Origin of the sequence: Streptomyces sp. NPDC088810 (genome assembly GCF_044750305.1) — a bacterium.
GTDB lineage: Bacteria > Actinomycetota > Actinomycetes > Streptomycetales > Streptomycetaceae > Streptomyces.
Genome location: NZ_JBIVJQ010000016.1, coordinates 78,970 through 102,097 on the forward strand (window position 1 = coordinate 78,970; position 23,128 = coordinate 102,097).

Sequence of the window (23,128 nt, forward strand, 5' to 3'; positions counted from 1 at the left end):
GGCCTGCCGGTCGGTCTGGACGGTCGACGTTGCCTCCAGCGCCAGGCGCAGGTCGGCCCACCATGCGGACGGCAGATCGGGGTCCGCGGTGAGGACCGGGCCGCCGGTCTGGAGGGCGGGCAGCGGCACGTACTCGGACAGCTCCGCGCGGTAGGCGTGACCGTGGGCGGACCATTCGAGCACGTCGTGGAGCCGCGGCCGGGGCACGGTCGGGGGCAGCGCCTGGTCAGCCGTGGCCGTTCCCTCCCACAGGCGCAGGTTGAGCTTGTCCTGCGGCGCGCAGACCAGGCGGAGCCACCACTGGCCGGCCCGGCGGCCCAGGGTGGGGCCCTGCCAGCCCCACACGTCCGGGCCGGTCGGTGCCACATTGAACATGCGGGCCGCGGCAGCGTGGGCGTGACGCATCCTGACCTGGTCGTCGCGGGCGTGCGGCGGCACGAACACCGCCGCGGACGGGGCCCCGGCCGCGCGGCCGGCCGTCGTGCTCACGACCGCGCTCCGCGTGCGCGGCCCGGGCCGATCGCGGACGGGCGCCGACGGCCGTGATCGCAGCCCGGGACGGCGTGGTTGGTGGCGGTCATGCCTGTGATGTCTCCGGTGATCGGGGCCGTGTGGGGACTGGGAGATGCAGGTGGTCGAGGGCCGCGTGCAGGGTCTGCTCGGGGGTGAGGGTGCCGGTGTCGATGACGTGGCCGTCGGCGTGCATCCAGCCGGTGGCGGCCTGCTGGTAATCGCGGGCGTCTGCGACGGTAGGCACGTACGGCTTCGCTGCGTTCGGCGTCGTCGGGGAACTCCTCGCTGGCTGCACCCGGGCGAGGGATTCCTGCGGTGGAGGGGTTTGCTGGTTCGGGCGATCGAGTGCAATTCGGTGTCAGCCAACGGCTCGGAGGCGTTCGAGGGGTTCGCCGACGCCTGCGGTGCGCGTACGGCGACAGCGCCGCAGGCGTCAGCTCCAGCTCGCCGTACGGCGGCCGACCCGGACCAGGGTCAGGTCTGCAGTCGCATCTGATCCTTCTCCGTCACCGCATAGCCAGGGACGGAAGGCCACCGAACGGTCAGCACCACCGACTCTTCCTCTGCGAACCATGAGTGATCGACTCCGCGTCCCCATACGACGTAGTCACCCTGCCGTTCCAGAAGGACACTCCGACCGGGGAATTCAACACGGAAGCGTCCGCTGATGAGAACCAGGAGGGCTGTACGTTCCTCACCTTGCACCCACTGCAATCGCTCATCGCCGCGGGGATGGACACCCCACTTGATCTCCACAGCCTCGCTGTGACGCGGATCGTCAATGTCCTTAAAGTGCCCCAGCAGCCAGCCCCGGTCCAGTGCCGCATCCTTGCCTGCATTGCCCACGTACACGCTGTCATTCACACGGAACGACGCTAGCAGCAGTCGTGAGCGCCATCAGCACTGTCGACACACAGCCGCGGCCGACAGGAACAGGCAGGTTTGCATCTTAGTCGCACTGTCGTTAAAGGCAATCACTTTTTAGCCAACCTGCGCGAGGCGGCGAGGGCTCCAACCTTAGATCGGACATAGGTGTCCAATGCCACCTTCCATTCAAATGGCCGGTACATGTTACATCTTAGTCAGCCACAAGTTTGCTGAATATTTACCGTCTTGACATCTCCTCGCCTCCTTGGTCAGGATGATCAAGCCCGACCGGCAGGAGGGAGTGGCCGGCCAGGTGGACTGTGCCATCTGGCGGATGGCGCCGTGCAGGCTTGCCCAGAAGTTGGAGTGGGTGTAGTACGCCTGGTCGACAGCCCGCTGGGCGTCAACGTCCCCCGCCGCGGCGCGCTGCTGGTAGAGGGTCATCATCCTGGCGGTGACGGCGTCTGCTGTGGCTTGAGCCCGGTCGGCGCCGGGGTATGCCTGCAGTCGCTGCTGAATGTCGCCGAGCCCGCCGGACAGCAGGGCCTCGTAGGCGTCGCCGAGCCAGGCTGCCTGGAAGTGGTCGGGCTTGAGCCAGTAGTGGGGCTCTCTGCGGTTCCAGTCGACAAGTTGGTTCACCGTCGAGTTGTCGCGCAGCAGGCTGCTGACGACGTTGAGCTCGTGCTGCGGGGCTCCGTACTGGTCGTTGTTCACTCGGCCCCCGCTTCGGGCTGGACCAGCGGCGTCTCGGCTGGCTCGGCGTCAGCCTTCCTCGGGGGCTCTTCGGGGGCGGTGGCCGCGATCGCCGCGCGGTAGCGCTCGGCGTGGAGGTCGAGGGGTTCTTCGAGGGCCACGTCCACGCTCTCAACGTGCTGGGCGGGGTGCCGACCGGGAAGGTCCGCTACGACTGTGAGGATGATCAGGTGCCGCTTCGAGCGGTGGCCTGACTCGCGCTACGACTGGCCTCGTGCCCTGAGTGTTGATCTGTCGGCCACCGCCCGGAGCGGTATCGGCTGCCGCCGGGCAGGGGATGTGTCCCGATAGGGGCCTTCGCATCAGGCACCGTCACCAACTTGACCTCCCAGGCCCGGCGCCGGCCACCGGTTCCGAGGAGATCAGGAGACAGGCGACCGTGCCCAGCATCACCCAGTTCTCTGCCCCATGTCACGTCTCGGCCGACGCCGCGGAGGAGGTCCTGCTCGGCGTCGACACCCACAAGGACTTCCACGCGGCGGCCGTCGTCACGGTCCTCGGGGCTGCCCTGGACGGCCGCACCTTCCCGGCCACGACCGATGGCTACCGCCAACTCATCGACTGGGCCCGATCCTTCGGAGTACTTCGCCGCGCCGGGGTCCAGTGCACCGGTTCCTACGGTGCCGCGCTGGCCCGTCACCTACGAGCCGAGGGCATTGAGGTGACCGAGGTCAACCAGCCCGACAAGGCAGCACGCCGACGCCGTGGCAAGACCGACGCCATCGATGCCGAGGCAGCGGCGCGCGCCGTGCTGTCCGGACGCGCGACCGCCACCGCGAAGGCGAGCGACGGCCCGGTGGAGATGCTGCGGCTACTCAAGCTGGCTAAGGGGTCCGCGATCAAGTCCAGGACCCAGGCCATCAACCAGCTCAAGAGCGTCCTGGTCTCGGCCGACGCCGGCCTGCGCGAAGCGCTGGCAGGGCTGAGCAACCCGCGCCTGTTCAAGCAGTGCGCCGAGCTCGACGACACGGAGGCCACAGGGCCAGCGGGCACCGCCCGGCACGTCCTGAAGCTCCTGGCTCGGCGCATCCAGCACCTGACCGGAGAGATCGACGACCTGAACAAGCGCATAGCCGAGGGCGTCGAGGCCAGCGTTCCCGGTCTGCTCGACGTCCGTGGCATCGGTCCGGACAGCGCCGCGACCCTGCTGATCTCGGCTGGCGACAATCCCGAGCGCCTTACCAACGAGGCGTCGTTCGCCGCGTTGTGCGGCACCAGCCCCGTCGAGGCGTCCTCCGGCAAGACTCAGCGGCGCCGACTCAACCGAGGCGGTGACCGCCAGGCCAACGCGGCCCTCTACCGGATCGTCCTCAGCCGCCTGCGCTGGGACGACCGCTCCCAGGACTACCTGTGTCGGCGGTTGGCCGAGGGCAAGACACGTCGAGAGATCATCCGGTGCCTGAAGCGGTACGTCGCGCGCGAGATCTTCCGGTTGATCATCCCCGCCAGGACGGCTGCTGACCATGCAGGCCCGGCCGGAGCTGTGAGTTGACATCCATAGGGGCATCAACCTTAGGGCCGCGGTCGCCCAGGTGCTGGGCTTCTCCCGGCATCGCGTCGAGGCCGAACGCTGGACCGCGTTCCGCTCCCACTACGGCCTGGAAGCTCTCTACTGCCAGCCCGGAATCCGCGGCGCCCACGAGAAGGGCGGCGTCGAGGGCCAGATCGGCTGGTTCCGCCGCAACCACCTCGTGCCAGTGCCCGAGGTCGCGACACTCGCCGAGCTCAACGCGATGATCGACCGATGGGACCAGGAGGATGAAGCCCGCCGGATCCGGGCTCGTCCTCGCACGATTGGCGAGTACTTCGCGGCCGAGCAGCCGCTGCTGACGCCGCTGCCGGAGGAGCCCTTCGAGACGGGTCGGCTCTTCACCCTGCGGGTCGACCGCTACAGCCAGATCAGTGTCCGAACCAACCGCTACTCAGTGCCGGTCCGGCTGATCGGCCGGAACGTCCGAGCGATGCTGCACGCCTCCGAGCTGGTGGTCTACGACGGCCGGGACGAAGTCGCCCGGCATGAGCGGCTGATCGCCAAAGGCGGCACCCGCCTCGAACTGGACCACTACCTGGAAGCTCTCGTGCGCAAGCCCGTGCCCTGCCGGGAGCGACCGCGCTCGACCAGGCACGCTCCGCAGGCCGGTTTACCCCCGTCCACGACGCCTGGTGGGACGCTGCCGACAAGGCCCACGGCTAGAGGGACGGCACCCGCGCGCTCATCGAGGTCCTTCTCCTCGGCCGGCACCTGCCGCACGAGCACCTGGTCACCGGACTCGCCGCCGCCCTCAAGACCGGGGCGCTGCGGCGGACGCCGTCGCTCTTGAAGCCCGCAAGGCAGCAGACGCCGACACTGCCCCTGCCGAGGCCCCAGAACCCTCAGCAGGAAACCGGACCAGCATCGCGCCGTTGCCGGCTGCCGTCCGAGCCCGCCTGCCACCGGACAAACGGCCTCTGCCGTCGGTCGCTCACTACGACCAGCTCCTGCGGCTCCGCCGCGACCGCCCCACCCCCTGAAGGAGAACCGCGTGTCCATCCCCCGCCAGCGAGGACTCACCGAGCAGGCCGCCACGGCAGCGATCGACCAGGCATGCCGGATGCTGAGGCTTCCCACCATCCGGTCCCAGTTCCCCGAGCTCGCCGAAGCCGCCGGCCGCGAGCAGATGTCCTACCTCGGCTTCCTCTCCGAACTCCTCTTGGCCGAATGCGACGACCGGGCCCGCCGCCGGTCCGAGCGCCGCATCAAGGCCGCCGGCTTCCCCCGCGACAAGTCGCTGCGCAAGTTCGACTTCGATGCCAACCCGAACATCGACGCGGCCATGGTCCACACCCTCGCCAAGTGTGAATGGATCAAGAAGGGCCTGCCGCTCTGCCTCATCGGCGATTCTGGCACCGGCAAGTCCCACCTGCTGATCGCGCTGGGCACCGAGGCCGCGATGGCCGGCTACCGGGTCAAGTACGTCCTGGCGACCAAGCTGGTCAACGAGCTCGTCGAAGCCGCCGACGAGAAGCAGCTGACCAAGACCATCGTTCTGACGGAGCGCGAGGAGAAGAACAGCGTCGCAATCGCCTCCAACGAGTCGTTCTCCGGCTGGACCAAAACCTTCACCGACCCCCGGCTTTGCGCTGCGATCGTCGACCGCCTCACCTTCGGCGGCAACATCATCGAGACCGGCACCGACTCCTACCGCCTCGCCACCACCCGGGCTCAAGCGGAACGCGCAGGCGTCTGAGCACAATCCGAGTGGCTATCGAACTGGCCCGCACTCATCGACGATCACGGTCGGCTCTAACAGGAAGACATCCCGGTCGACGGGGCCGTAAGCGATGTTGAATGTGTCGAGCCAGTACGACCATCCGCGGATTCCCAGGGCGCTGGTGAACCGGTAGTTCAACTGCCAGCGGACCCACTGTCCGGGAAGCAGTCGAACTGCCGGCGGCCTGCGCGGCCGAGGTGGCAACCCGAAGAGCGGCTCCACACGAGCGAGTACTCGGAGCCGATCACCTTCGTCCCGCAGGCTGACACCGACCTCGCGATGGTCCTTCTGGCTCGAACGTGGCTCGAAGCCGTCACGCTCGGACATCTGGACGAAGTGGGCAAACTCCGAGGGAACCTGGGGCAATGAGAAGCCGACCGGCACCGCGTTCCTGCGGGCAGCGGCCTCCCCGCCCCGAGATTGCTTCGTCCAGGAAGTCTTGATCTGTTGCACCGTGATGTCCACTGCACCTGCCTTTCGCCGAGAGCCTACGGTCAACATTTGCTTGACGTCACCCAGGCTCCGACGCAACTGCCTGCTGCCAGTTCTCAGCAACATTCCAGAGGTTCAGAGACCCCGACCGCTCTCGAAACCGCCTACAAGTGCTCTCCGATTTCACCTACGCAGCCAACCGTGCTCTCCGCACGCCGCACCCGGGGTTCAATTCGGCTCGGGCAGCACCCGGTCAACGAGATGGTCGAGACGAGCAGCGAACAGCTTCCCCGCGTCCGGCGTGATGGTCTGCAGCGCGACGAGCGTGCTTACAGCGACGTCGATCAGTTCCTTCTCCACGTCGTCCCAGGTGTGGGATGCCCCCTTGCGGGGGTTGGTGCCCAGCGCGCCATGGACCGCCTCAGCCACCTCCCCATCTCCTCGGTAATCTTCAGCACGCGCAGCAGCCGCACGTCACTGCTCGATGCCGACGGCGTCTCCTTGTTCAGCCCGGCACAGGCGGCCGATCTGCTGCCAGGTGTGAGCGTCCACCAAGTTTTCCTTGTTTCTTTCGGCCCAGCCAGTCCGCAGACGGGCTACCAGCGAATGGACTGTCCTTGCGGGCCCACGTGCACGGTGAGCTCGTCCACCTCGGGCGCACCGTCGGCGCGCCAGTGGGCGAGCTGGTCCTCAACGGCGTCCCACAGCGCTGCCGGCCCACCCTGGCGGACGACCCACCGGCCGGCCTCTCGGTGGAGCGCGGCCCAGGCGCCCAGCTCGACGTCGATCAGAACGTCCTCGGAGACCCCGTCGCGGTCGAGCGTGAGCCGCTGCGCCCGCGGTGCGACATCCTGCACGAGGAACCGGATCACCCAATCGTCTAGCGCGTTGGCCACGACGGAGGTCCCCCGCTCGGTGCCTTCGCTCAGGTCGGGCAGCAGGCCGAGCGGAGGCGGCAGGTGCGGGCGGGCCAGCATGAAACTGACTCCGCCGCCCAGGAACGGGCCAGACGCCGTACCGTCCTCGTGCACGGTCAGCCGGGCGAGTTCGGACGCGCCGAGCCAGCCGCCGACGGTCGCCAGGATCAGTCCGCCGGGCCGGGTCTGCTCGAGCCACGCCGCGGGGACTTCCCGCACACCGCACGTCGCGATGATCCGGTCATACGGCGCGCGTTCCGCGTGCCCGAGCAGGCCGTCGCCGACGACGAGCGTCGGGAACATTCCGACCTGGCCGAGGGCCGCCCGGGCGCGCGTCGCCACCTGCTCGTCGTACTCGATCGAGGTGACCGCGTCCTCACCCAGCCGGGCGCACATCACCGCCGTCGAGTACCCGGTACCGGTTCCGATCTCCAGCACCCGCGAGTCGGGCTCGACGTGCGCGTCCTCCAGCATGCGCAGCACCAGCGACGGCACTGTGCTGGAGCTGCTCGGCGGCTGCATGATCTGCCCGCGGATGTCGGCGGGCACAACCGTGTCCGCGATCTGGGTCACGAGCGACTCGTCGGCGTAGCAGCCGGCGAGCCAGCCCGGGTCGCCTTCGTGGACCGCTTCCCACGCCGTGGGCGCCGAGCCCGGCACCGGCCGGAAGTACCCACCGCGCAGAAACTCGTGCCGGGGGACGGTCTCGGCGGCGCGCCTCCACTCCGGGCTTGGCAGACTGCCGCTCGCCGCCATCATGTCGAGCAGCTTCCTGTGGAGTACTGCTTGATCCGTCACGTCTTCCTCTCCAATAGGTCCGCGAGCGCGGCGCACATCGGCAGACCCGTTTCGGTCTCCAGCCAGTACCACTGGCCCGAGGGGTTGCACTCCAGAAACCACCATCGGCCGTCCTCGGCCACGCAGAAGTCGAAAGCCCCGAAGAGCAGCCCGAAGCGCTCCATGTAGCGGTGCAGCGCAGACTTGATCCCGGCCGGCGGTTCCACGGGCGTGTAGGTGAGCCGGCTGTAGTCGGTGCGCCAGTCCAGCAGGTCCGAGTCGATACGGACGCAGAAGACCTCGGCGCCGATCACGGTCACCCGCACATCGGCCACCTTGTGTACGCGCTTTTGCAGTAGGTGCGCCGTACCGGCAACGCCCTCCCCGATGTCGGCCTCCGCCACTTCCGCGATCTTGACGACATTCGAGACGCCGTCGATGCGGTAGATGGGGTTGTAGAACGGCTTGTAGATCACAGGGCCGTGCTGCCTCACGAACCTGCGGGCGGCGTCGGGGCTGGACGTGATCAGGGTGGGCGGCACCAGGAAGCCGGCGTCGACAGCGGCCGCGAGCCCGGACGGCTTGAACTCGGCGTCGCCGATCCGGTGCGGGTGGGAGACGTAGCGGCAGCCGGGCAGAGACGCCAGGACGCCGCCGAGCCCGTACCGGGCCTGGGTGACTGCAAAACGCCCGTCCTGCTCGTCGAGGTGCGGGAACGCGAAGCCGGTCGGCCGACGGTAGTAGAGGGCGCGGATGCGTGCGAGATCAGCGGTCCGAGACGGCGTGGTCAGAGAGCCTTTGACGCCGTGCTCGGTGATCTCAGCCTGAACCGACAGTGATGCGGGGAAGTCCCCTGAGTCGAACCGCACGACCGGGACGCCCCGGCCGTGCAGCTCGCGAATCACCACGTCGGCGGTTGGGTCGTGCAGGCTGGTGACGACCAACACCGGACGTGTGTCTGTCACTGGTCGTTGTCGCTGCCCGTGTCGGAGTCGGTGTTGCCCTGGCTCTGCCCGTCGGGGCTCGTGCCGGTCGACGGGCTCGTTCCGGTGCTGGTGCCGTGGCCCGGCATCTCCATGGTCTGTCCGCTGCCGTCGAAGAAGACAGCCGTCTGGGTGGTCGGGTCGAGCTCGACGCGCTCGTACTCGGGCGCCATGGTCGGGTACGGCCGCATCCGGCTGACGCCCCACGGCCGGGGGGTCACTGGGTTTCCGATCACGTAGCCCGGCAGTGCGCCGTCCCGCCGACGGAGACGTCCGCCGTCGGCGGTGCGGGCAAGAGCCGCGCGCCGTCCGGGAGACCGAGCGGCCCTTCAACACCACCGGCTACAAGATCCAGGTCACCGTGCCCTCGCGCTGAGTACCACATCCACCCCTTCGGTCAGCCCCACCAATAACCTGGGCTTCGGCTCGGGCATGACCTGCTGGCGACGGTTGCGGGACGGGAACGAGGCCGGCGTCTGGCAGCGGCTCCAAGAGGTCCTGCTCGCCGAACTCAATGCGGCCTCACGCCTGGACTGGTCCCGCTGCGTGGTCGACTCCTCCCACGTCAGGGCCCTAAAAGGGGGGAGCCACACGGGCCCCTCGCCAGTCGACCGAGGCCGTGCCAGCTCGAAACCCCACCTCAACACCGACGGACACGGCACCCCGTAAACCCAACTCGCTCTTCGCCGACCGCGGCTACGACCACGACATCTACCGCGACCAGGTCCGCGAACGCGGCATCGTGCCCGCCATCGCCCGCCGTGGAACACGCCACGGCACCGGACTGGGCACCTACCGCTGGGTGATCGAAAGAAGCTTCGCGTGGCGGCACGGCTTCCGACGCCTGCGGATCCGCGGGGAACGCCGAGCCGACATCCACGAAGTGTTCCTCAAACTCGCCTGCTGCCTGATCACCCACCGACAACTCAGCTCATCGTGTTAGCCGGTGTTAGTCGCTCACCGGTCTGGCGGTATCAGCCATGCCAAATCCTGGGAGAGCTGTGCGGGATCCCTCATGATCACCGTGTGAGACACGTACCGAAGTGGGCTGGACTGCTCTACGTAGTGCTGGTGGCGGCATTCCTTTCGTGGTACGTCACCCACGGTCACCAGGTCGACTATCTGGTCACCCTTGTCACCGCGTTCACCACTCTGGTCGCGCTGCCTGCCGCGGTTATCGCCGTGCTCCGCCCTGGCAAGACCGCCCCGGCACCCACCGCGCTCGTCAGCGACCAACTTGCCCAGGCGGTACGCCAGCAGTGGGAGACAGAGGCGCAGCTGCGCCGCCTCAACGACCCCTTCCCACTGCCCGTCGAATGGACGGCGGCCGACGCGGACCTTGTCGAGTCGTGGCCGCGCTTGAAGGAGCTGGCCGAGGACTGGCCCGGCCATTCGCGGGGCAACTCCACTTGGGCCGTCAGCCCGAGAGGACTGGCCGGCAAGGGCGGCGAGATCGCCAAGGTCTTCGAGCGCGTCCCCACCCGGCGTCTGATCGTCCTGGGCGAGCCCGGTTCCGGCAAGACCATGCTGCTGATCCGCCTCCTGCTGGCGCTGCTCGAAGATCGCTCTCCCGGTGGTCCGGTACCTGTCCTGTTCTCCCTGGCCTCGTGGAGTCCAGCCGGGCAGGACCTATACGCATGGATGGCTGATCAGCTCACCCGGGATCACCCCGCCCTGGGTGCTGCCGTCCCCGCCCATATCGCGCAGACCGCCACCAGCACCCACGCCCGCGCCCTGCTCGAACAGCGACTGATCGTGCCTATCCTCGACGGCCTGGATGAACTTCCTCAAGGCATGCGCGCCCGGGCCCTGCACGCCATCAACCAGGTACTGCCGGCCAGACAGCCACTCGTGCTTTCCAGCCGCACCGCCGAGTACCGCGACGCACGGACCACACCAGCGGGCATCACCGTGCTCCTCAACGGAGCCGCAGGCATCCGCCTCCTTCCCCTGGATCCGACGAAAGCAACTGCCTACCTGGAACGCGACGCCGGAGGCCGCGGTACCCAGTCCGCAGCCCGCTGGAAGCAGGTCACCGCCTCGCTCGGCACCGACTACCCCGTCGCCCAAGCGCTGAGCACTCCTCTTGGGCTCTTCCTGGCCAGCACGATCTACAACCCGCGCCCCGACGACTACACAACCGACCTGACCAGCCTCGCCGAACCCGACGAACTTCTCGATCAGACCCGCTTCTCCACCCGCCACGCCATCGAAACCCACCTGTTCGCCGCCTACATCCCCGCCGTCTACCGCGCTCCCACACGTTGGGACCCTGAGCACGCAAAACGCATTCTCACATTCCTTGCCAATCATCTGGAGCACACCCGACATGGCACCCCCGACCTGGCCTGGTGGCAGCTCCAGAATGCCGTGCCGAAAGGCCCGTTGGCACTGGTGACCGGGTGCACGACCGGACTCGTGCTGATGATCCCGACCGTACTCAGCTTTCTGGTGGGCGGCGATTATACAGTAGAATATTGGGCTTTTGCTCTCATTTTCGGGCTAACCGTGGGACTTGGGTTCGGATCTGCCTTCGGATGGGCGATCTATAAAAGTCCCTCATTCGAAAGAGACCAAGAACCCAATGAGCGAATCTCCTGGAAATTCAACCGAAGGGTAATTTCTGAATGGGTTCCGGCTGTTGCAATGGGCATGGGGATCGCGGCAGGCGCAAAATCCGGCCTCGCGGCAGGATTCGCAGCAGCATTCGTGAGCGGCTCCTTGGCCTGGCTCGCGGCCGGCATCACTACAGTTCCCCCGGACCCAGCTGCCACAGTCAGACCGCGGCAGGTGCTGACCCAAGACCGCCGCAACTTCTGGATTATCACCCTGCTGACCGGCTCAGTTAGCGGGCTTGCCGCCGGACTGCTGGCTGGTATCGCAACCGACCCCATCTTTGATCGGATCTTCATCGGCCTGATTGCCGCGCTCCTGGTGGGCCTCAGCTTCGGGTGCACCTTGTCAGGATGGTGGAAATTCGTTCTGGTGCGCCTCACTCTGGGCGTACTCAGAAAGACACCCCTGCGCCTGATGGGTTTTCTTGCCGATGCGCACGAGCGTCGCGGTGTCCTACGGCAATCGGGAGCCGTATATCAATTCCGTCACCGAAATCTCCAACGCCACCTGGCTGCATCAGCGCCCACCACCAGAGGGGTACGACGTCGAGCGTGATCACCCGGGCACACTCTGAGACCGTGTCCCTTCCGGCGATTCGGTGCTGGATGCCGCGTGCCGCGTCATTGTGCGGTCACCGGCCGGGAGCAAAGCGGGCGGATCACCCGTTTTCCCCGGCCTGCTCCGCCCCGCCGGCCGCCCGGCGATGTTGCGGGGCTTGCCCCGCGCCCCGTCAGGGTGCGGTCCGCCGGCCGGATAGGGGCGGTGACCACCACGGCGTCCCCGTCCGGCGCACCACCGACCGCGGCCAATCCGGCTGCGCACACCGCGTTCGAAAGAACCTTCCGCATGTCCATATCCCCCCGCCGCGACCCCCCGCCGCTCTCGCCGTTTCCGAGGCCCCGGCCGTCGGTGCACGCAGAGCGCCCCGCTGCCGGCAGATCCCGGCCCAGGCGGGCAACGCCAACGTCCGCGCTTCCCTGGCCCGGAACATCCACCCCGCCAGCTGACAGCGCCCTGGGCGCCGACTGCGCTGCGTCTTCGCCTACCGCATCCAGCTCCCCACCCCCGACCGGGACCGGACGGGCAACAGCGAGGCCCCAACCCGCGAGCATGTGAAGTGCGCGAAAGCCCCGATCAGCCGCCGCGGCTGCCGGGGCCCCGACCTGCGCCTGGCCACCAGCGACCGGCCCGCCACCCCCGCCTGCACCCTGCACTGCACCCACACGGACTGGCCCTAAGACCCCCGGCCACGACCAGACCGCTGTCGACGCGATCGGATCGGGCCGCGACCACGCCGACGACCGGGGAGTCTTTGCCGTGTACCGGATCTTCGGCGTCGACCTTGAGCACCGGCGTATCTGGGTCGAGCTCGACGCCGAAAAGGTCCCCCATGCCGCCGCTCCCGGCGGCTACATCGTCCGGCCGCCGTACTACTCGCGCCCGGGCAAGCCGCACCTGTACCGGTTCTGGACCGACCTGGCCCGCCTGCACACCGCCCAGCTCACCCACGCCACCCGTGCGGACGCGGGGGAGTGCACGCACGAGCTGGTCCGTGGCGGCCGCGTCCTGATCGGCCAGCCCGGGCACTGACCGCCCCACTCCGAGACGCCTACTCCGCCGCCCGGTCCCGGCCATGCGGAGGTTGATGTCATTGACCCGATAGGGTCCCCTATGCCAGCACACCCATGCCAGCTGGATCGACGTCGACGCCGCCACGCACCTGGTGCCCAGAGAGCGACGAGCTGTACTGCTGGAAGTGATCGAAGCCGCCGACTGGGTGCCGGTGCACGGCACCCACCCGTTCTCGCAAGGCTACGCGCTCCGCACGGCGCTGACCCGGATCCCCAACGCCCTCGAAGACAAGGTACTCGCAGACGTGGGCCGCACCGAGGCAGGGGCAGCGGCGCTACATCATCATCGGTCTGCGGACCTCCCGGCAGGAGCTGTTCTTCCTCGACGGGGACAGCGCGATGCGAGGCATGCTGATCCGACCCATCCGCAAGGCCAGCTGATCGCATCGCCCCGGCCCCCGACACCTCCCCAGGCGTCGGGGGCCCACCCATACCCGGCGCGCTCCCACTCCACGTCCTGTTTGCGGGCGTTGCCAGTGGCCAGGCCATCGTGCCCAGCAATGGCCTCGGTGAAGCCGGGCGACACCCCGCCCCGCTTTCCGAGCAGCCCACCCACCCTGTCACTGAAGGAGCCCGTCATGGACGCTCACCCCAACCGCTACGTAACCAATGACGAAGGCATGCCGATGCTGTGCACCTACGTCCCCGACCATGCACACCGTGGCGTCAACGCGACCACCCGCCTTCCCGCGGGGCCCATGGGCTCTGTGCCAGCTTGCAGCGACTGCCGGGCCAACTGGGCCCGGCACGCGGCACGCCTGGCGGAGATCACCGCAGGCGCCCGCCCCGCCTCGGACACCGCCGCCCACCGCGTGCGCGCATGGACCGACGCGATGGTCTGCGAACAGCGCACCACCTACAGCATCAGCGGCCTGCGCGAGCCCCTCATGCTGGACGTCGCAACGGTCCGCGCCCTGGCCGACGGTGTCACCGCCCTCGCGCAGCACGAACAGCTCTGCGCGTCCATCACCATGTTCCTGACCCACACCGACGGGGAGCCGCGCACCCTCGCCCCAAGCCGCACCCCCCGCCCGCCGCTGTTCACCTACGACGTCCTGGTCCTCCTGGACCAGCACGAGGAGTCCACCGACGGCGAGGACGACGGTTCGAGGTGCCCGAACGGCAACCGCCCGCCGGAGTGCACCGAGATCGACCCGTGCGAAGCATGCACACAGGACGCCGACGCAGAGGCAGCAGCGATCGAAGCCTCCATGGGCCTTCCGAGAGGACCACTGACGGTAAACGCCCCAACTCCATGGACGTCTTCGAAGTGACCGTGGTCCGCACCGAGATGATCACCTTCACCCTGCGCGCCGCCTCCGGCCAGGACGCTGAGGAGCGCTACCTCATGGACGGCGAAGAGACCGGCAGCGAGACCGTCGAGCTGCGCGTCGACTCCACCCAGCGTCAAAGCCCCACCGCCGCTTGACGCTAGCCCGCTACACCGATTGCGCCCCGTATCCGGCTCTCGGTCCCGCCGAAGTGCGGGACCGAGAGCCGGATACCGGCAGTGTGAGCCGTAGCCAGTGCACTGCCGCGGAGCAGCCGACGGCCCGGCACCGGTCAACGTTCGGCTCCGGCGTGGTGGTTGCGGCGCTACTCTTCGGCGGTCATGGCCATCGTGCCCGCCGCGGGAGCCCTGTCGAACAAGGGACGTTTCCAGCGGGCCGCTCCGCCTGAACCGAGCCCCAGCCCGCCTGGCATCCGGTCTGCCGTCCAGCGCGGTCCATGGATGTTCCATGCCCGGCTCCTCCCATGCTGTGCGCCGAGATCTAACCTCACCCGGTTGGCCGGCCAGGGTCGCCGTGCACTGGGGTCGGTGGGTTGCGGAGCTTGCACGCCGCCATACCACCATCCAACCTGCCGGACGAACACCGGGCTTCTCGTGCAGCCCGCTCCGGCCGGCTCCTCAACCCACATTTTGGAAGGACCGGTTGCCCCATGCCCAACGTCCGTCTCAACAAGGACACCCCCGCCAACAGCACCCCTCAAGCCGTCCCCGGGGCCCTAGCCGTGATCTTGTGCCTGGCACTGTTCACGGTACTGATCACAACCACGCATTCCCACGACGACCGTCACAGCACCCCGCCGCACTGCCCGGCACGGCTGACCGCTACCCACCCACCGCACGCGGCTTCCCCCAACCCCGCCCCGTGCCCGACGCACACCACCACCTCGCTGCCCGCTCACCCCGCCACGTCAACAGGCCACCACTCCCGCAGCCTGCCCACGAAGGCCAACCAGCCCCTCCAGAAGCCCCGGGCCCCGAAGGCGGTGCCGCCCGCGCCGAAACCTGCACCGCCCGCCCCGAGGCAACCCGCCGCTCCCAAGGCGCCCGCCCCGGCCGCGCCGCCCAAGATTCGCTGACCCCGACCAACGCCCCCAGCCCTGCGCGAACTCCGCGCCGAGCAGGATTCCTGCCCCGTGAAGCGGCGGCGTCTACACCACCCGGGCCGGTATGAGTGAGGCCCAGACCGCCCCGTGATCGCGTCCTTACGACTGTCGCTCTCCGTGCCGGCCCTCCAGCAAGGCGAGTTGTCCGGCCTCGTCTCCCGGCCACGGTCGAGCTCCGCCCCGGAAGGACCGGAGGCAGTGACAACCCTCCCGCCCCGGCCCACCTCACTCCACACCGACCCACCGCAGGTACCCGCGCTCCCGCCCCACCCGCGAGGGCGGGAGCCATTGCATCCCCCTGCACGCTCACCAACCCGCCAGGTCACCCGCCCACCGAAGCAGCCGGGGCGGGTTGGTGTCACTTGCCCCTTAAAGCACGACGGTCAGGTCGGCCGGTTAGCGCCCCGCACGGCTTTCGCTCCCCGTGAGCTGCGAGCGCGCGGTCATGGGCGGAGCGACGCCGGCCACCCCTGCACCCGACCACTCTTCACCTCCCACACAGACGGAGCCCCGCCATGCCCCGCATCCCCAGTCAGCCGACCCGGCCCACCACCAACCGGTCCTGCCGAAACCACCACTGCCGATCCCCCTTCCACCCCCGGCCCGACGACAGCTGTGACACCTACTGCCCGGTCTGTGCCGACTTGGCCGACGACCACCACCAAGGCGCCCACGATTACGACAGTCACGAACACCGCCCCGCCTGCCAGCCCACCTGACTGCCCCGGCGCGCCCAGGGAATGCAATCGCCGCCGTGCCACTGACCAAGTCGCCAGCCTGGGCAACGGACGGCACCGTGCATGATCTGCGCCGGCGCCGCGGCCCGCGAGGTGCGCCGTCACCTCGTGGGCCACAGTCTCGCGCTGGCTAGGGCGAGGACGGGTGGACCGGTTCAAACTGACTGGGCTGTACCCGCACCGGTGCGGCACAGCACCAGACCGCCCAGGAGATTCTTCATGCTGCCGCTCGTGCCGTACCTGCCGCCGATCGCTCGTGCATCAGCGACCTGTGTATGTGGCGCGACACGGTGGGTCGTCGAAGAGGTGATGTGTCCGCCCTGCCGTGGCAAGGCCGTGGAAAGGCACGGTGACCGCCTCACCCACCTACTCGCAGACATCTCCTACAATCACCGCGGAGTTCACCTGGCATGGTCCGATGCCTGTGCAGATCCGGGGGCGTTCAACCCCCACGTCGTGTTCACGGCTCCCGACGTCACGGATCCTCATCGCAAGCAGATCCAGTTGCGCTGGTTCCACTACTGGGCCGATGACATGCTCGTTGCCGCCTGCGCAGCCGGGGCCGGCGACGAAGAGGTGCTTGCGCTTGCGGTGGCCCAAGCCCACTACGCCATCGCCACGCTCGCGGTTCACGAGGTGGGCGAGTGGTTCACCTTCCGCGGCGAACAGGTCTTTCCACCCCACCGGTGCGATCCCGGCCTCCCGAACGACGAGGAGAACGGCCCGGACGGCAATGGAGCAGTGGTGCTGTGGCTGAGGTACGGCCGCGAAGCCACCGCTCACCCCCCAGCCGCCTCGACAGCGATACGTGACCATGCCGCATACCTGGCCGACATCACCACCCTGCCTGGCCAGAAGCCGCGCGCCGACACTGCCGGGATCACCGTGGAGGGCCCAGGCGATGCACCGGCGACACATTTCGCCTGGGCCGACGCCACCACGGCCGAGGCCACAGATGACCGGTCACGGATACTGCACGCTGTGCACCAGGCCATCGTGGCCTCTGAGCTGACGGTGGTCGCACGGCACCTGCTCGTGGGCGGCCAGCCCGTGCTTGCACCGTCACCACCTCCCGCCAGCCGTGGAGTGCCCTGGCAAGCCCATCTGACCTACGACGGATGACCAGTTGCCTTCACCGTGCGGAGGCCAGCCCTGCCCTTCCCCATCCTCGCTGAACGCTTCTTGGACAAGGATTCGCAGGACGCGATCCGTGTCCAGGAAGAAGCTCAGACTAGGCGTCCTGACCCACGCTCCTGTGCGATCCTCACCTTCTCTCCGTCCTTTCCAGGAGTAGCTATCCATGACCCTCGATGCAGACCGCACCTCGCCGCCTTCCGAGCGCCCAAGCGGTGACGAGACCGAGCACGACGAACGGGTCCGTGCGCAGCTGGCTGAGCTAGCAGAAGAACGCGGCACGTCGGTAGAGGTACTCCTCGAGGCGCTGAATGCGGCGATGACGTCCGGGGAGCCTCCGCTCGCCGATAACCAGGGGGAGCACGAGGCAGATCCCACCGGGCTCCCCAGCAGCCCGAAGCGCGCTACCGTTCTCCGACAGCGGGCGGCGGACGCGGTCTGGGGCGTGACGACGTTGGAGTATCAAGGGCCTCGACAGCAGGTTCGGGTGCCACTCCTCCACCGCCGAAGCACCACGAGTCTGCGCCGGCTGGATACTGCGCGGGGCGTCCGGGAATCGGCAAGTGCAGGATCTGCTGAGGTCGCAGCGTATGCAGGCGCCGACCCTCCCAGAAGGCGTCGAACTGTACGACGACTACGCGGAGGTGGCTGTGGCCAACGGTGTGGCAGAGGACGACCCAGCGCTGGCCCCGCTTCTGCGGGACCGGCCGCAGCGTGAGCGCGCAGGCGAAGAGTTCGTGTCGCTGGCGGACCTTTTCGCTGCCGAGACCCAGGATCGGCATGCGGACGGTTCCAGGTGACAAGCGACGAAGACCCGACGGGCGAAACAGCGGCCGACACGCTTCAGAAGTGGATCGATCCCTACCGGCAGTTGCCGCTCGGCGACGCCTCATGGGCCTACACCAGTTTCGCGGACCTCGTCGCGCAGCACGGGCGTTCGTACGAGCCGGCTGCCTGGCCCATGCGCGAGGGCCAGCTCATGGGCCACTGCTTCAGCACGTCCCGCCGCTGGGCGGCAAAGACGGGGTGGACGTACGTAGAAGGCTTCGTGCTAGTCCCGTCCGCGATTCCGTTCAGCGGCTTCGACCACGCCTGGTGCCTGCAGATGAAGGCAGGGTGGCCGACCCGGCGCTGCCGGACGGAATGGCCGCGGCCTACTTCGGGGTGCCCCTCTCAGACCGCTTTTGCCAGGAACAGCACGCTCTTCGCGGAACGGATGCGGTTCTCACCTTCGACCCGGTGAAGCCCTGGCAGGGGCCGAACACAGCCATCCTGCGCGACGGATTGCCCTCGCACGCGCTAACTGATCGTTTTAGGACTCAGGCCTAGAGCAGCACTTCAGCCGGCACTTGCCCATGCCAGGCACCTGCTCGGCGAACGTCTCGCGCGGGCAGGAGCCCTCCGCGTATACGAACCGGCGCACCCGCAACGACATGACGACGAGCTTGCCCGACGTGGGTAGATCTCGGGGAAACCGCAGGTAAAAGCCGTGTATGCGACTCGACCAATACCCGCAGCCCGGACAGGCCGCCCGCCTGGCCCTGGACCGGCCCTCCACGCTTACGACAGGTGTCAGCCACGTTGACCGACTCCACTAACATGTTCTCCACCGCCCCGGACAGCAGCTCTTCCAGCTGCGGCCGCACGTTATTCACGGCGCAGAACTGTCGACGCCATCACCCTCCGGCAGGAGGATCTTCGGGCGACCTCAACCGCCGTCGAAACGACGACCAACCGTCACGCTGCCCTCGCGACCATAAGAAGTGGATTAGAGCTCCTCGAAAGTGACGCTGCCACGCCCAACTCAGGCGCCGGCGTGGAGGTAGGCGGCCCATAGGAAGGGGACCTGCGTTCGGTCGTATTGGCCGGGCAGGTCGTGGCCGTCGCGCAGACTGCGCACGGCCTGATGCAGAGCCCAGGCCGCCCGGTCTGGATCAAGGGTCCCTGCGGGGGTCCTCAGGTGGGTGTAGAAGGCGTCGGCGACGGTGACGGAGGCCTGGTCGTCGATCTCCCAGAGGGTGCCCACCACATGAGGGAACCCGGCCAGTTGGAAGGCGGATGTCAGGTGAATGGCCTCATCGGCCAGATCAGAAGTGTCGATGGCTGCGGTACGGCAGGCCGACAGGTAGGCCAACTGGGCGTGGTCCAGGTGGACGGGTGCGAGGCTGGCGACGGTGAGTGGGTCAGTGGCGTAATCGTGCAGTAGTAGCAAGCTCTGCGAGGGGTCGGTAGGGTCGCTGGCGCCGTGGCAGGCGAAGTGGGCGATGGAACAGTCGCGCAAGTGTTCCAGGACGGCGGCCTTGGTCGGCGTGTGCGGGGAAAGACCGTCTGGGCCGGTGGGGTCGGGTTCGCGCAGCAGCACGGTGCGCGGCAGGTGACGGTGCACCAGCTTGGCCTCTGCGCCGACGTGGTGCAGACGGCCGTGGTCGAACAGACCGGGGGTGGTGGGCATCGCCACGACGAGCCCCCTGTTTTGGGCGTCCGGGACCCGGGTGTGCTGGCGAGCATAGCGCAGGGCTCGGACAGTGGGGGTGTAAGAGGAGATGACGCGGTCCATGACGCTGCGGCGGTGCGCGTCGTCAGCAGGGTCGGTGTGGTATCCGGCGGCGTGCAGGGGTAACAGTCCCAGCAGCCCGCCCGGTGCCCACCACACCCGTGGCCAGTCGTCCTCCTTCGACGGCTGGTGGTGATGACCCAGAACGTCCAGCACGGGCCCTGCGGCGGTGTCCCACAGCCATTGCAGGACCACAGCCAGGACCTCCTGCGCTCGGCGCCGCTGTTCTCTACTCACGCCCGAGGTGGTGGTGTGCAACGCCTGGTGGAAAGCGTTGATCTTTTCGGTCAGGGAGTCTGCGGTGATTTGGCGGAGTTCCAGGTGGGTGATGCCATCTTGGGTGAGCAGAAGGGCGTCGCTGCGGTAGTGGCTGATGTTGAAGACCACTACTGGGCCGTGGGTCGCCTCGACGAGGAGTTCATCGGTGGTGGGCGGGGAAGCGAAGGAGGCGAACCCCTCCAGACTGCGGATCTCGGCCAGGGTTTGAGCGAAGTTGCGGGCCAGTCGGTGCTGGTCACGTACAGTGCGGTCCGAGTGCATCCCGGCAGCGTCCGCATCCTGGTCCTCGACGGCGGTGGCGGTGTCCGCGGGCTGGTCGAGCTGGTCGCGCAACTGGACGAACCGCGTGGCCAGCTCGGGGTGGCGCTGGCTCAGGTCAGTGAGATCACTACGGGCGTCCAGAGCTTGACTGAGCAGCACTGCCCGCCCGGCCTCCAGCAGCCGCAGTGCCCGAGTCGCGCGCTCCTGCGGACACCCACGAGGGTCCGCCAAGGCCAGCGCGGCGGCATCTGATGCCAGGCCGGCGAAGCTGCCGAGCGCGTACTGCTGATCACCGCGCCTCAACTGGCGGGGGGTCACCTCGGGCAGCAGCCGCACCGCAGCCTCCGCCATATCCGCCGCCCGCCCCGCCGCAGATCCCGCGACCAAAGCAGCCGCCGCCCAGCCAGCCTGGATCCGGAGCGAAGGTGCCGCCGAAACTACCTCAAACGCTGCGCTGCAGGCGGACACTGCCGCGTCCAAGTCCGCTGGGTCCCTCGAATGTTCGAAGCGCTCCCGCAGGGCAGGCCCCAGGTTGGCCAGGTACAGGGCGTGGTTGGGGTGGTCGGTGGGGGTGGTCCGCACGGCTTCCCGCACGGTCGCGATGGCCTCGTCCAGGTCCGCCCCGTCGCCCGAACGTTCGAACCGGTCCCGCAGCGCGGCTCCCAGGTTGGCCAGGTACAGGGCGTGGTTGGGGTGGTCGGTGGGGGTGGCCCGCACGGCCTCCCGCACGGTCGCGATGGCCTCGTCCAGGTCCATACCGTCGCCCGAACGTTCGAATCGAATCCGCAGCGCAGTCCCATAGTTGGACAGGTACAGCGCGCGGTCGGGGTGGTCGGCAGGGGCGGCCTGCACCGCCTCCCGCCCGGCAGCGACAGCCGCATCCAAGTCCGCCCCGTCCCCCGTACGCCAGAACCGGCGCAGCAGCGAGCCCTCCAGGTTGGACAGGGAACCCGCTCGGGCGGGATGGTGGGCAGGTGCGGCGTGCACCGCGGCCTGAAGCTGATCGCTGGCCTCGTCCAGGTCTGCGCGGTCCCCGGTCTGCGCGAACCGGAATTGCAGCGCGGTCCCCAAATTGGACAGGCGCTTCGCGCGGTTGCGGTGGCCGATGGGGGTGGCCCGCACGGCCTCCCGCCCGGCGGCGATGGCCGCATCCAGGTCCGCCCCGTCGCCCGAACGTTCGAACCGGATCCGCAGCGCGGCCCCATAGTTGGACAGGTACAGCGCGCGGTCGGGGTGGTCGGCGGAGGCGGCCCGCACGGCCTCCCGCCCAGCAGCGACGGCCGCATCCAGGTCCGCCCGTTTCCCGATGTGCCGGAACCGGGCCTGCAGCGCGATTCCCAGGTTCGACAGGGCCATCGCTCGGTCGGGGTGATGGGCAGGGAGGGCCCGCACCGCAGTCCGGAAACGGTCAACAGCTTCCTCTAGGTCCGCGCGGTCCCCGGTGTGCTCGAACCTGACCCGCAACGTGCCCCCCAGGTTGGTCAGGTACAGCGCGCGGTCGGGGTGGTCGGCGGAGGCGGCCTGCACCGCCTCCCGCCCGGTCGTGATGGCCGCATCCAAGTCCGCTTGGTCCCCGGTGCGCTCGAACCTGACCCGCAGCGCCTTCCCCAGGTTAGACAGATGCATCGGGCATTCGATGTGGCCGGCGGGGGTGGCCCGCACCGCGGCCCGGAAGCACTCGATGGCCGCATCCAGGTCTGCGCGGTCCCCGGTGCGCTCGAACCGGATATCCAGTGCAAGCCCCAGATGGGACAGATACCGTGCATGGTCGGGGTCGTCGGCCGGGGTGGCCCGCAGCGCGGCCTGGAAGCACTCGATGGCCGCATCCAGGTCTACACGGTCCCCGGTACGCCAGGACCGGACCCGCAGCGCGAGCCCCAGGTTGGACAGGTACGCCGCACGGTAGGGGTGGTCGGCGGGGGTGGCCTGCACCGCCTCCCGCCCGGCGGCGATGGCCGCATCCAGGTCCGCCCTGTCCCCCGTGCGCTCGAATCTGGCCTGCAGCGCGACCCCCAGGTTGGACAGGGCACCCCCTAAGGCGTGGTGATCTGCAGGGGTGGCATGCACCATGCGCTGCCACAGGTCTATGGCGGAGGACAACAGGGCAGGATCAGCGGAATCAAGCGCCTGATCGAGAAATTCGGTGGCATGCTCAGACACAGCCACGGCGAGCGGCAGCAGCAGGAATTGAGGGATATTACCGGCACCAGTGAGAAAGAGGGGGACGAACGCCTCCACTGCGGCATCCCGGTCCGGACCGTCTTCGCCGTCGGAGAGCGCTAAGGACCGAGCCGCGTGGAGCCAGCCGAGCGCCTGCCGGACTGTTAAGTCGCCAGGGTTGTCGCGGAGCAGTGCGGCGAGTTGTCGGGCTTCAGTGAGTGCTTGGGGTTCAAGCACTAGGGAGGGATTGTCGGTATCGGTCATCCGCCGCAGTCGGGCCCATACCGCAGCCAACTGTTCCTCTCGCACCCCTGCCCCCCTTCACCCGCCACCACCGTGACAATCATTGCACCATCCTTAAGGCACATGGGAGTTGTGTCGGTACGCTCGCCGTGTCAGAGCCGGGCACTGCCGCACCGCACAAGAAGCAACGGGAGGGGCCTGTGGCACGCTTCAGTGGGGAGGGACAATGACCGACGAGCCTGCGGCGCGAGGTTCAGCGGAGAGGCTGGCCGCGGTCTGCGCGCATCTGGAAGAGATCCGCCGACATCTGCGCGAGGGGCCAGGCGAGGGCCCGGTGGAGCGGCTGCTGGACGCCGCACGCGACGGCCAGGATTTTGCCGGCCCGCTGATGCTGCTGCATGCCGTCCTGCAGGCCGGCGGCGACCCGCAGGGGCTGGACGGCTACGCCGACACCGGGTCGGCCACCCGCGGCGTGCGGTCAGTCGGAATCAGCGTCCAGCCGGGCGAGCGGGTGTACCTGTGCCCGGACGGCCGGTGCGCGCGCTACTGGTGGCCCCAGTCCACCGGCGAGGTGCCACGCTGCGCGATCAGCGGCAACGCACTGCAACCGGAACGGCTCTGAACCA

Annotated in this window: 22 protein-coding genes and 1 pseudogene; 12 read left to right on the forward strand and 11 right to left on the reverse strand. The window is 68.5% G+C overall.

Features of this window, described 5'->3' with window-relative positions; genetic code table 11:
* Window positions 1–577 precede the first annotated feature (577 nt).
* From ACIP4Y_RS35575 to ACIP4Y_RS35590, 4 genes are all read right to left on the reverse strand, one after another.
* A complete protein-coding gene (locus ACIP4Y_RS35575; RefSeq protein WP_401400410.1) occupies window positions 578–757 on the reverse strand; it encodes a hypothetical protein in 180 nt (59 codons plus the stop codon).
* 230 nt (window positions 758–987) lie between these two features.
* Window positions 988–1,377 carry a signal peptidase I gene (locus tag ACIP4Y_RS35580; RefSeq protein WP_401400413.1) on the reverse strand — a complete coding sequence of 130 codons (390 nt, stop codon included), beginning with the start codon at window positions 1,375–1,377 and terminating at the stop codon, window positions 988–990.
* 207 nt (window positions 1,378–1,584) lie between these two features.
* Window positions 1,585–2,094 (reverse strand): hypothetical protein, encoded by a 510-nt coding sequence (locus ACIP4Y_RS35585; RefSeq protein WP_401400416.1) that lies wholly within the window; start codon window positions 2,092–2,094, stop codon window positions 1,585–1,587.
* The gene (locus ACIP4Y_RS35590) at window positions 2,091–2,234 is read right to left on the reverse strand and encodes a hypothetical protein (protein ID WP_401400419.1); all 144 of its coding nucleotides are present in this window, start codon (window positions 2,232–2,234) and stop codon (window positions 2,091–2,093) included. Before ACIP4Y_RS35590 ends, ACIP4Y_RS35585 begins: the two co-directional genes overlap by 4 nt.
* Before the next feature lie 278 nt (window positions 2,235–2,512).
* On the opposite strand from ACIP4Y_RS35590, the gene ACIP4Y_RS35595 reads away from it, so the two are divergent.
* The 3 genes from ACIP4Y_RS35595 to ACIP4Y_RS35605 all read left to right on the forward strand — a co-directional run bounded on the left by ACIP4Y_RS35595 (window position 2,513) and on the right by ACIP4Y_RS35605 (window position 5,360).
* Window positions 2,513–3,625 (forward strand): IS110 family transposase, encoded by a 1,113-nt coding sequence (locus ACIP4Y_RS35595; RefSeq protein ID WP_401400422.1) that lies wholly within the window; start codon window positions 2,513–2,515, stop codon window positions 3,623–3,625.
* Between the two features lie 40 nt (window positions 3,626–3,665).
* On the forward strand, window positions 3,666–4,454 hold the full coding sequence (locus ACIP4Y_RS35600) for a Mu transposase domain-containing protein (protein WP_401400424.1): 789 nt from the start codon (window positions 3,666–3,668) through the stop codon (window positions 4,452–4,454).
* 201 nt (window positions 4,455–4,655) lie between these two features.
* Window positions 4,656–5,360 carry an ATP-binding protein gene (locus ACIP4Y_RS35605; protein ID WP_401400427.1) on the forward strand — a complete coding sequence of 235 codons (705 nt, stop codon included), beginning with the start codon at window positions 4,656–4,658 and terminating at the stop codon, window positions 5,358–5,360.
* 15 nt (window positions 5,361–5,375) lie between these two features.
* On the opposite strand, the gene ACIP4Y_RS35610 is transcribed toward ACIP4Y_RS35605, so the two are convergent.
* The 5 genes from ACIP4Y_RS35610 to tgmA form a co-directional block, all read right to left on the reverse strand.
* Window positions 5,376–5,849, reverse strand: coding sequence for a hypothetical protein (locus tag ACIP4Y_RS35610; protein WP_401400430.1), 474 nt, complete (start codon window positions 5,847–5,849; stop codon window positions 5,376–5,378).
* A 195-nt stretch (window positions 5,850–6,044) separates the two neighbouring features.
* The gene (locus ACIP4Y_RS35615) at window positions 6,045–6,245 is read right to left on the reverse strand and encodes a MazG-like family protein (RefSeq protein ID WP_401400433.1); all 201 of its coding nucleotides are present in this window, start codon (window positions 6,243–6,245) and stop codon (window positions 6,045–6,047) included.
* 167 nt (window positions 6,246–6,412) lie between these two features.
* Window positions 6,413–7,531, reverse strand: a complete 1,119-nt coding sequence (tgmC, locus tag ACIP4Y_RS35620; protein WP_401400436.1) for an ATP-grasp peptide maturase system methyltransferase — start codon at window positions 7,529–7,531, stop codon at window positions 6,413–6,415.
* Window positions 7,528–8,475: an ATP-grasp ribosomal peptide maturase gene (gene tgmB / locus ACIP4Y_RS35625; protein WP_401400438.1), complete on the reverse strand. Its 948-nt coding sequence runs from the start codon at window positions 8,473–8,475 to the stop codon at window positions 7,528–7,530. Before tgmB ends, tgmC begins: the two co-directional genes overlap by 4 nt.
* Window positions 8,472–8,714, reverse strand: coding sequence for a putative ATP-grasp-modified RiPP (tgmA, locus tag ACIP4Y_RS35630; RefSeq protein WP_401400441.1), 243 nt, complete (start codon window positions 8,712–8,714; stop codon window positions 8,472–8,474). Before tgmA ends, tgmB begins: the two co-directional genes overlap by 4 nt.
* 64 nt (window positions 8,715–8,778) lie before the next feature.
* Here tgmA and ACIP4Y_RS35635 point away from each other — a divergent pair.
* From ACIP4Y_RS35635 to ACIP4Y_RS35670, 8 genes and pseudogenes are all read left to right on the forward strand, one after another.
* A pseudogene (locus ACIP4Y_RS35635) lies at window positions 8,779–9,436 on the forward strand (transposase).
* A gap of 83 nt (window positions 9,437–9,519) precedes the next feature.
* A complete protein-coding gene (locus ACIP4Y_RS35640; protein ID WP_401400444.1) occupies window positions 9,520–11,664 on the forward strand; it encodes an NACHT domain-containing protein in 2,145 nt (714 codons plus the stop codon).
* A 762-nt stretch (window positions 11,665–12,426) separates the two neighbouring features.
* A complete protein-coding gene (locus ACIP4Y_RS35645; protein ID WP_401400447.1) occupies window positions 12,427–12,699 on the forward strand; it encodes a hypothetical protein in 273 nt (90 codons plus the stop codon).
* A 619-nt stretch (window positions 12,700–13,318) separates the two neighbouring features.
* Entirely contained in the window at window positions 13,319–14,014 is a 696-nt protein-coding gene (locus ACIP4Y_RS35650) for a hypothetical protein (protein ID WP_401400449.1), read from the forward strand.
* A complete protein-coding gene (locus ACIP4Y_RS35655) occupies window positions 13,996–14,169 on the forward strand; it encodes a hypothetical protein (RefSeq protein WP_401400452.1) in 174 nt (57 codons plus the stop codon). The genes ACIP4Y_RS35650 and ACIP4Y_RS35655 overlap by 19 nt, the downstream gene beginning before the upstream one ends.
* Window positions 14,170–16,090: 1,921 nt before the next feature.
* Complete coding sequence (locus ACIP4Y_RS35660; RefSeq protein WP_401400455.1) at window positions 16,091–16,993, forward strand: hypothetical protein; 903 nt, start codon at window positions 16,091–16,093, stop codon at window positions 16,991–16,993.
* Window positions 16,994–17,466: 473 nt separating this feature from the next.
* Complete coding sequence (locus ACIP4Y_RS35665; RefSeq protein WP_401400612.1) at window positions 17,467–17,805, forward strand: DUF6283 family protein; 339 nt, start codon at window positions 17,467–17,469, stop codon at window positions 17,803–17,805.
* Window positions 17,802–18,248 carry a hypothetical protein gene (locus tag ACIP4Y_RS35670; protein ID WP_401400458.1) on the forward strand — a complete coding sequence of 149 codons (447 nt, stop codon included), beginning with the start codon at window positions 17,802–17,804 and terminating at the stop codon, window positions 18,246–18,248. Before ACIP4Y_RS35665 ends, ACIP4Y_RS35670 begins: the two co-directional genes overlap by 4 nt.
* 69 nt (window positions 18,249–18,317) lie before the next feature.
* Here the strand turns inward: ACIP4Y_RS35670 and ACIP4Y_RS35675 are convergent, their stop codons facing one another.
* Window positions 18,318–18,563, reverse strand: coding sequence for a transposase family protein (locus ACIP4Y_RS35675; RefSeq protein ID WP_401400461.1), 246 nt, complete (start codon window positions 18,561–18,563; stop codon window positions 18,318–18,320).
* A 246-nt stretch (window positions 18,564–18,809) separates the two neighbouring features.
* Window positions 18,810–22,523 (reverse strand): CHAT domain-containing protein, encoded by a 3,714-nt coding sequence (locus ACIP4Y_RS35680; protein ID WP_401400463.1) that lies wholly within the window; start codon window positions 22,521–22,523, stop codon window positions 18,810–18,812.
* A 205-nt stretch (window positions 22,524–22,728) separates the two neighbouring features.
* Here ACIP4Y_RS35680 and ACIP4Y_RS35685 point away from each other — a divergent pair, with 205 nt between their 5' ends.
* Window positions 22,729–23,124, forward strand: a complete 396-nt coding sequence (locus ACIP4Y_RS35685; protein ID WP_401400466.1) for a hypothetical protein — start codon at window positions 22,729–22,731, stop codon at window positions 23,122–23,124.
* Window positions 23,125–23,128: the final 4 nt, after the last annotated feature.

Coding starts and splice junctions, on each gene's coding strand:
- ACIP4Y_RS35650 (WP_401400449.1), top strand. CDS start 13,319: ATGGACGCTCACCCCAACCGCTACGTAACCAATGACGAAGGCATGCCG.
- ACIP4Y_RS35655 (WP_401400452.1), top strand. CDS start 13,996: ATGGACGTCTTCGAAGTGACCGTGGTCCGCACCGAGATGATCACCTTC.
- ACIP4Y_RS35660 (WP_401400455.1), top strand. CDS start 16,091: ATGCTGCCGCTCGTGCCGTACCTGCCGCCGATCGCTCGTGCATCAGCG.
- ACIP4Y_RS35680 (WP_401400463.1), bottom strand. CDS start 22,523: ATGACCGATACCGACAATCCCTCCCTAGTGCTTGAACCCCAAGCACTC.
- ACIP4Y_RS35685 (WP_401400466.1), top strand. CDS start 22,729: ATGACCGACGAGCCTGCGGCGCGAGGTTCAGCGGAGAGGCTGGCCGCG.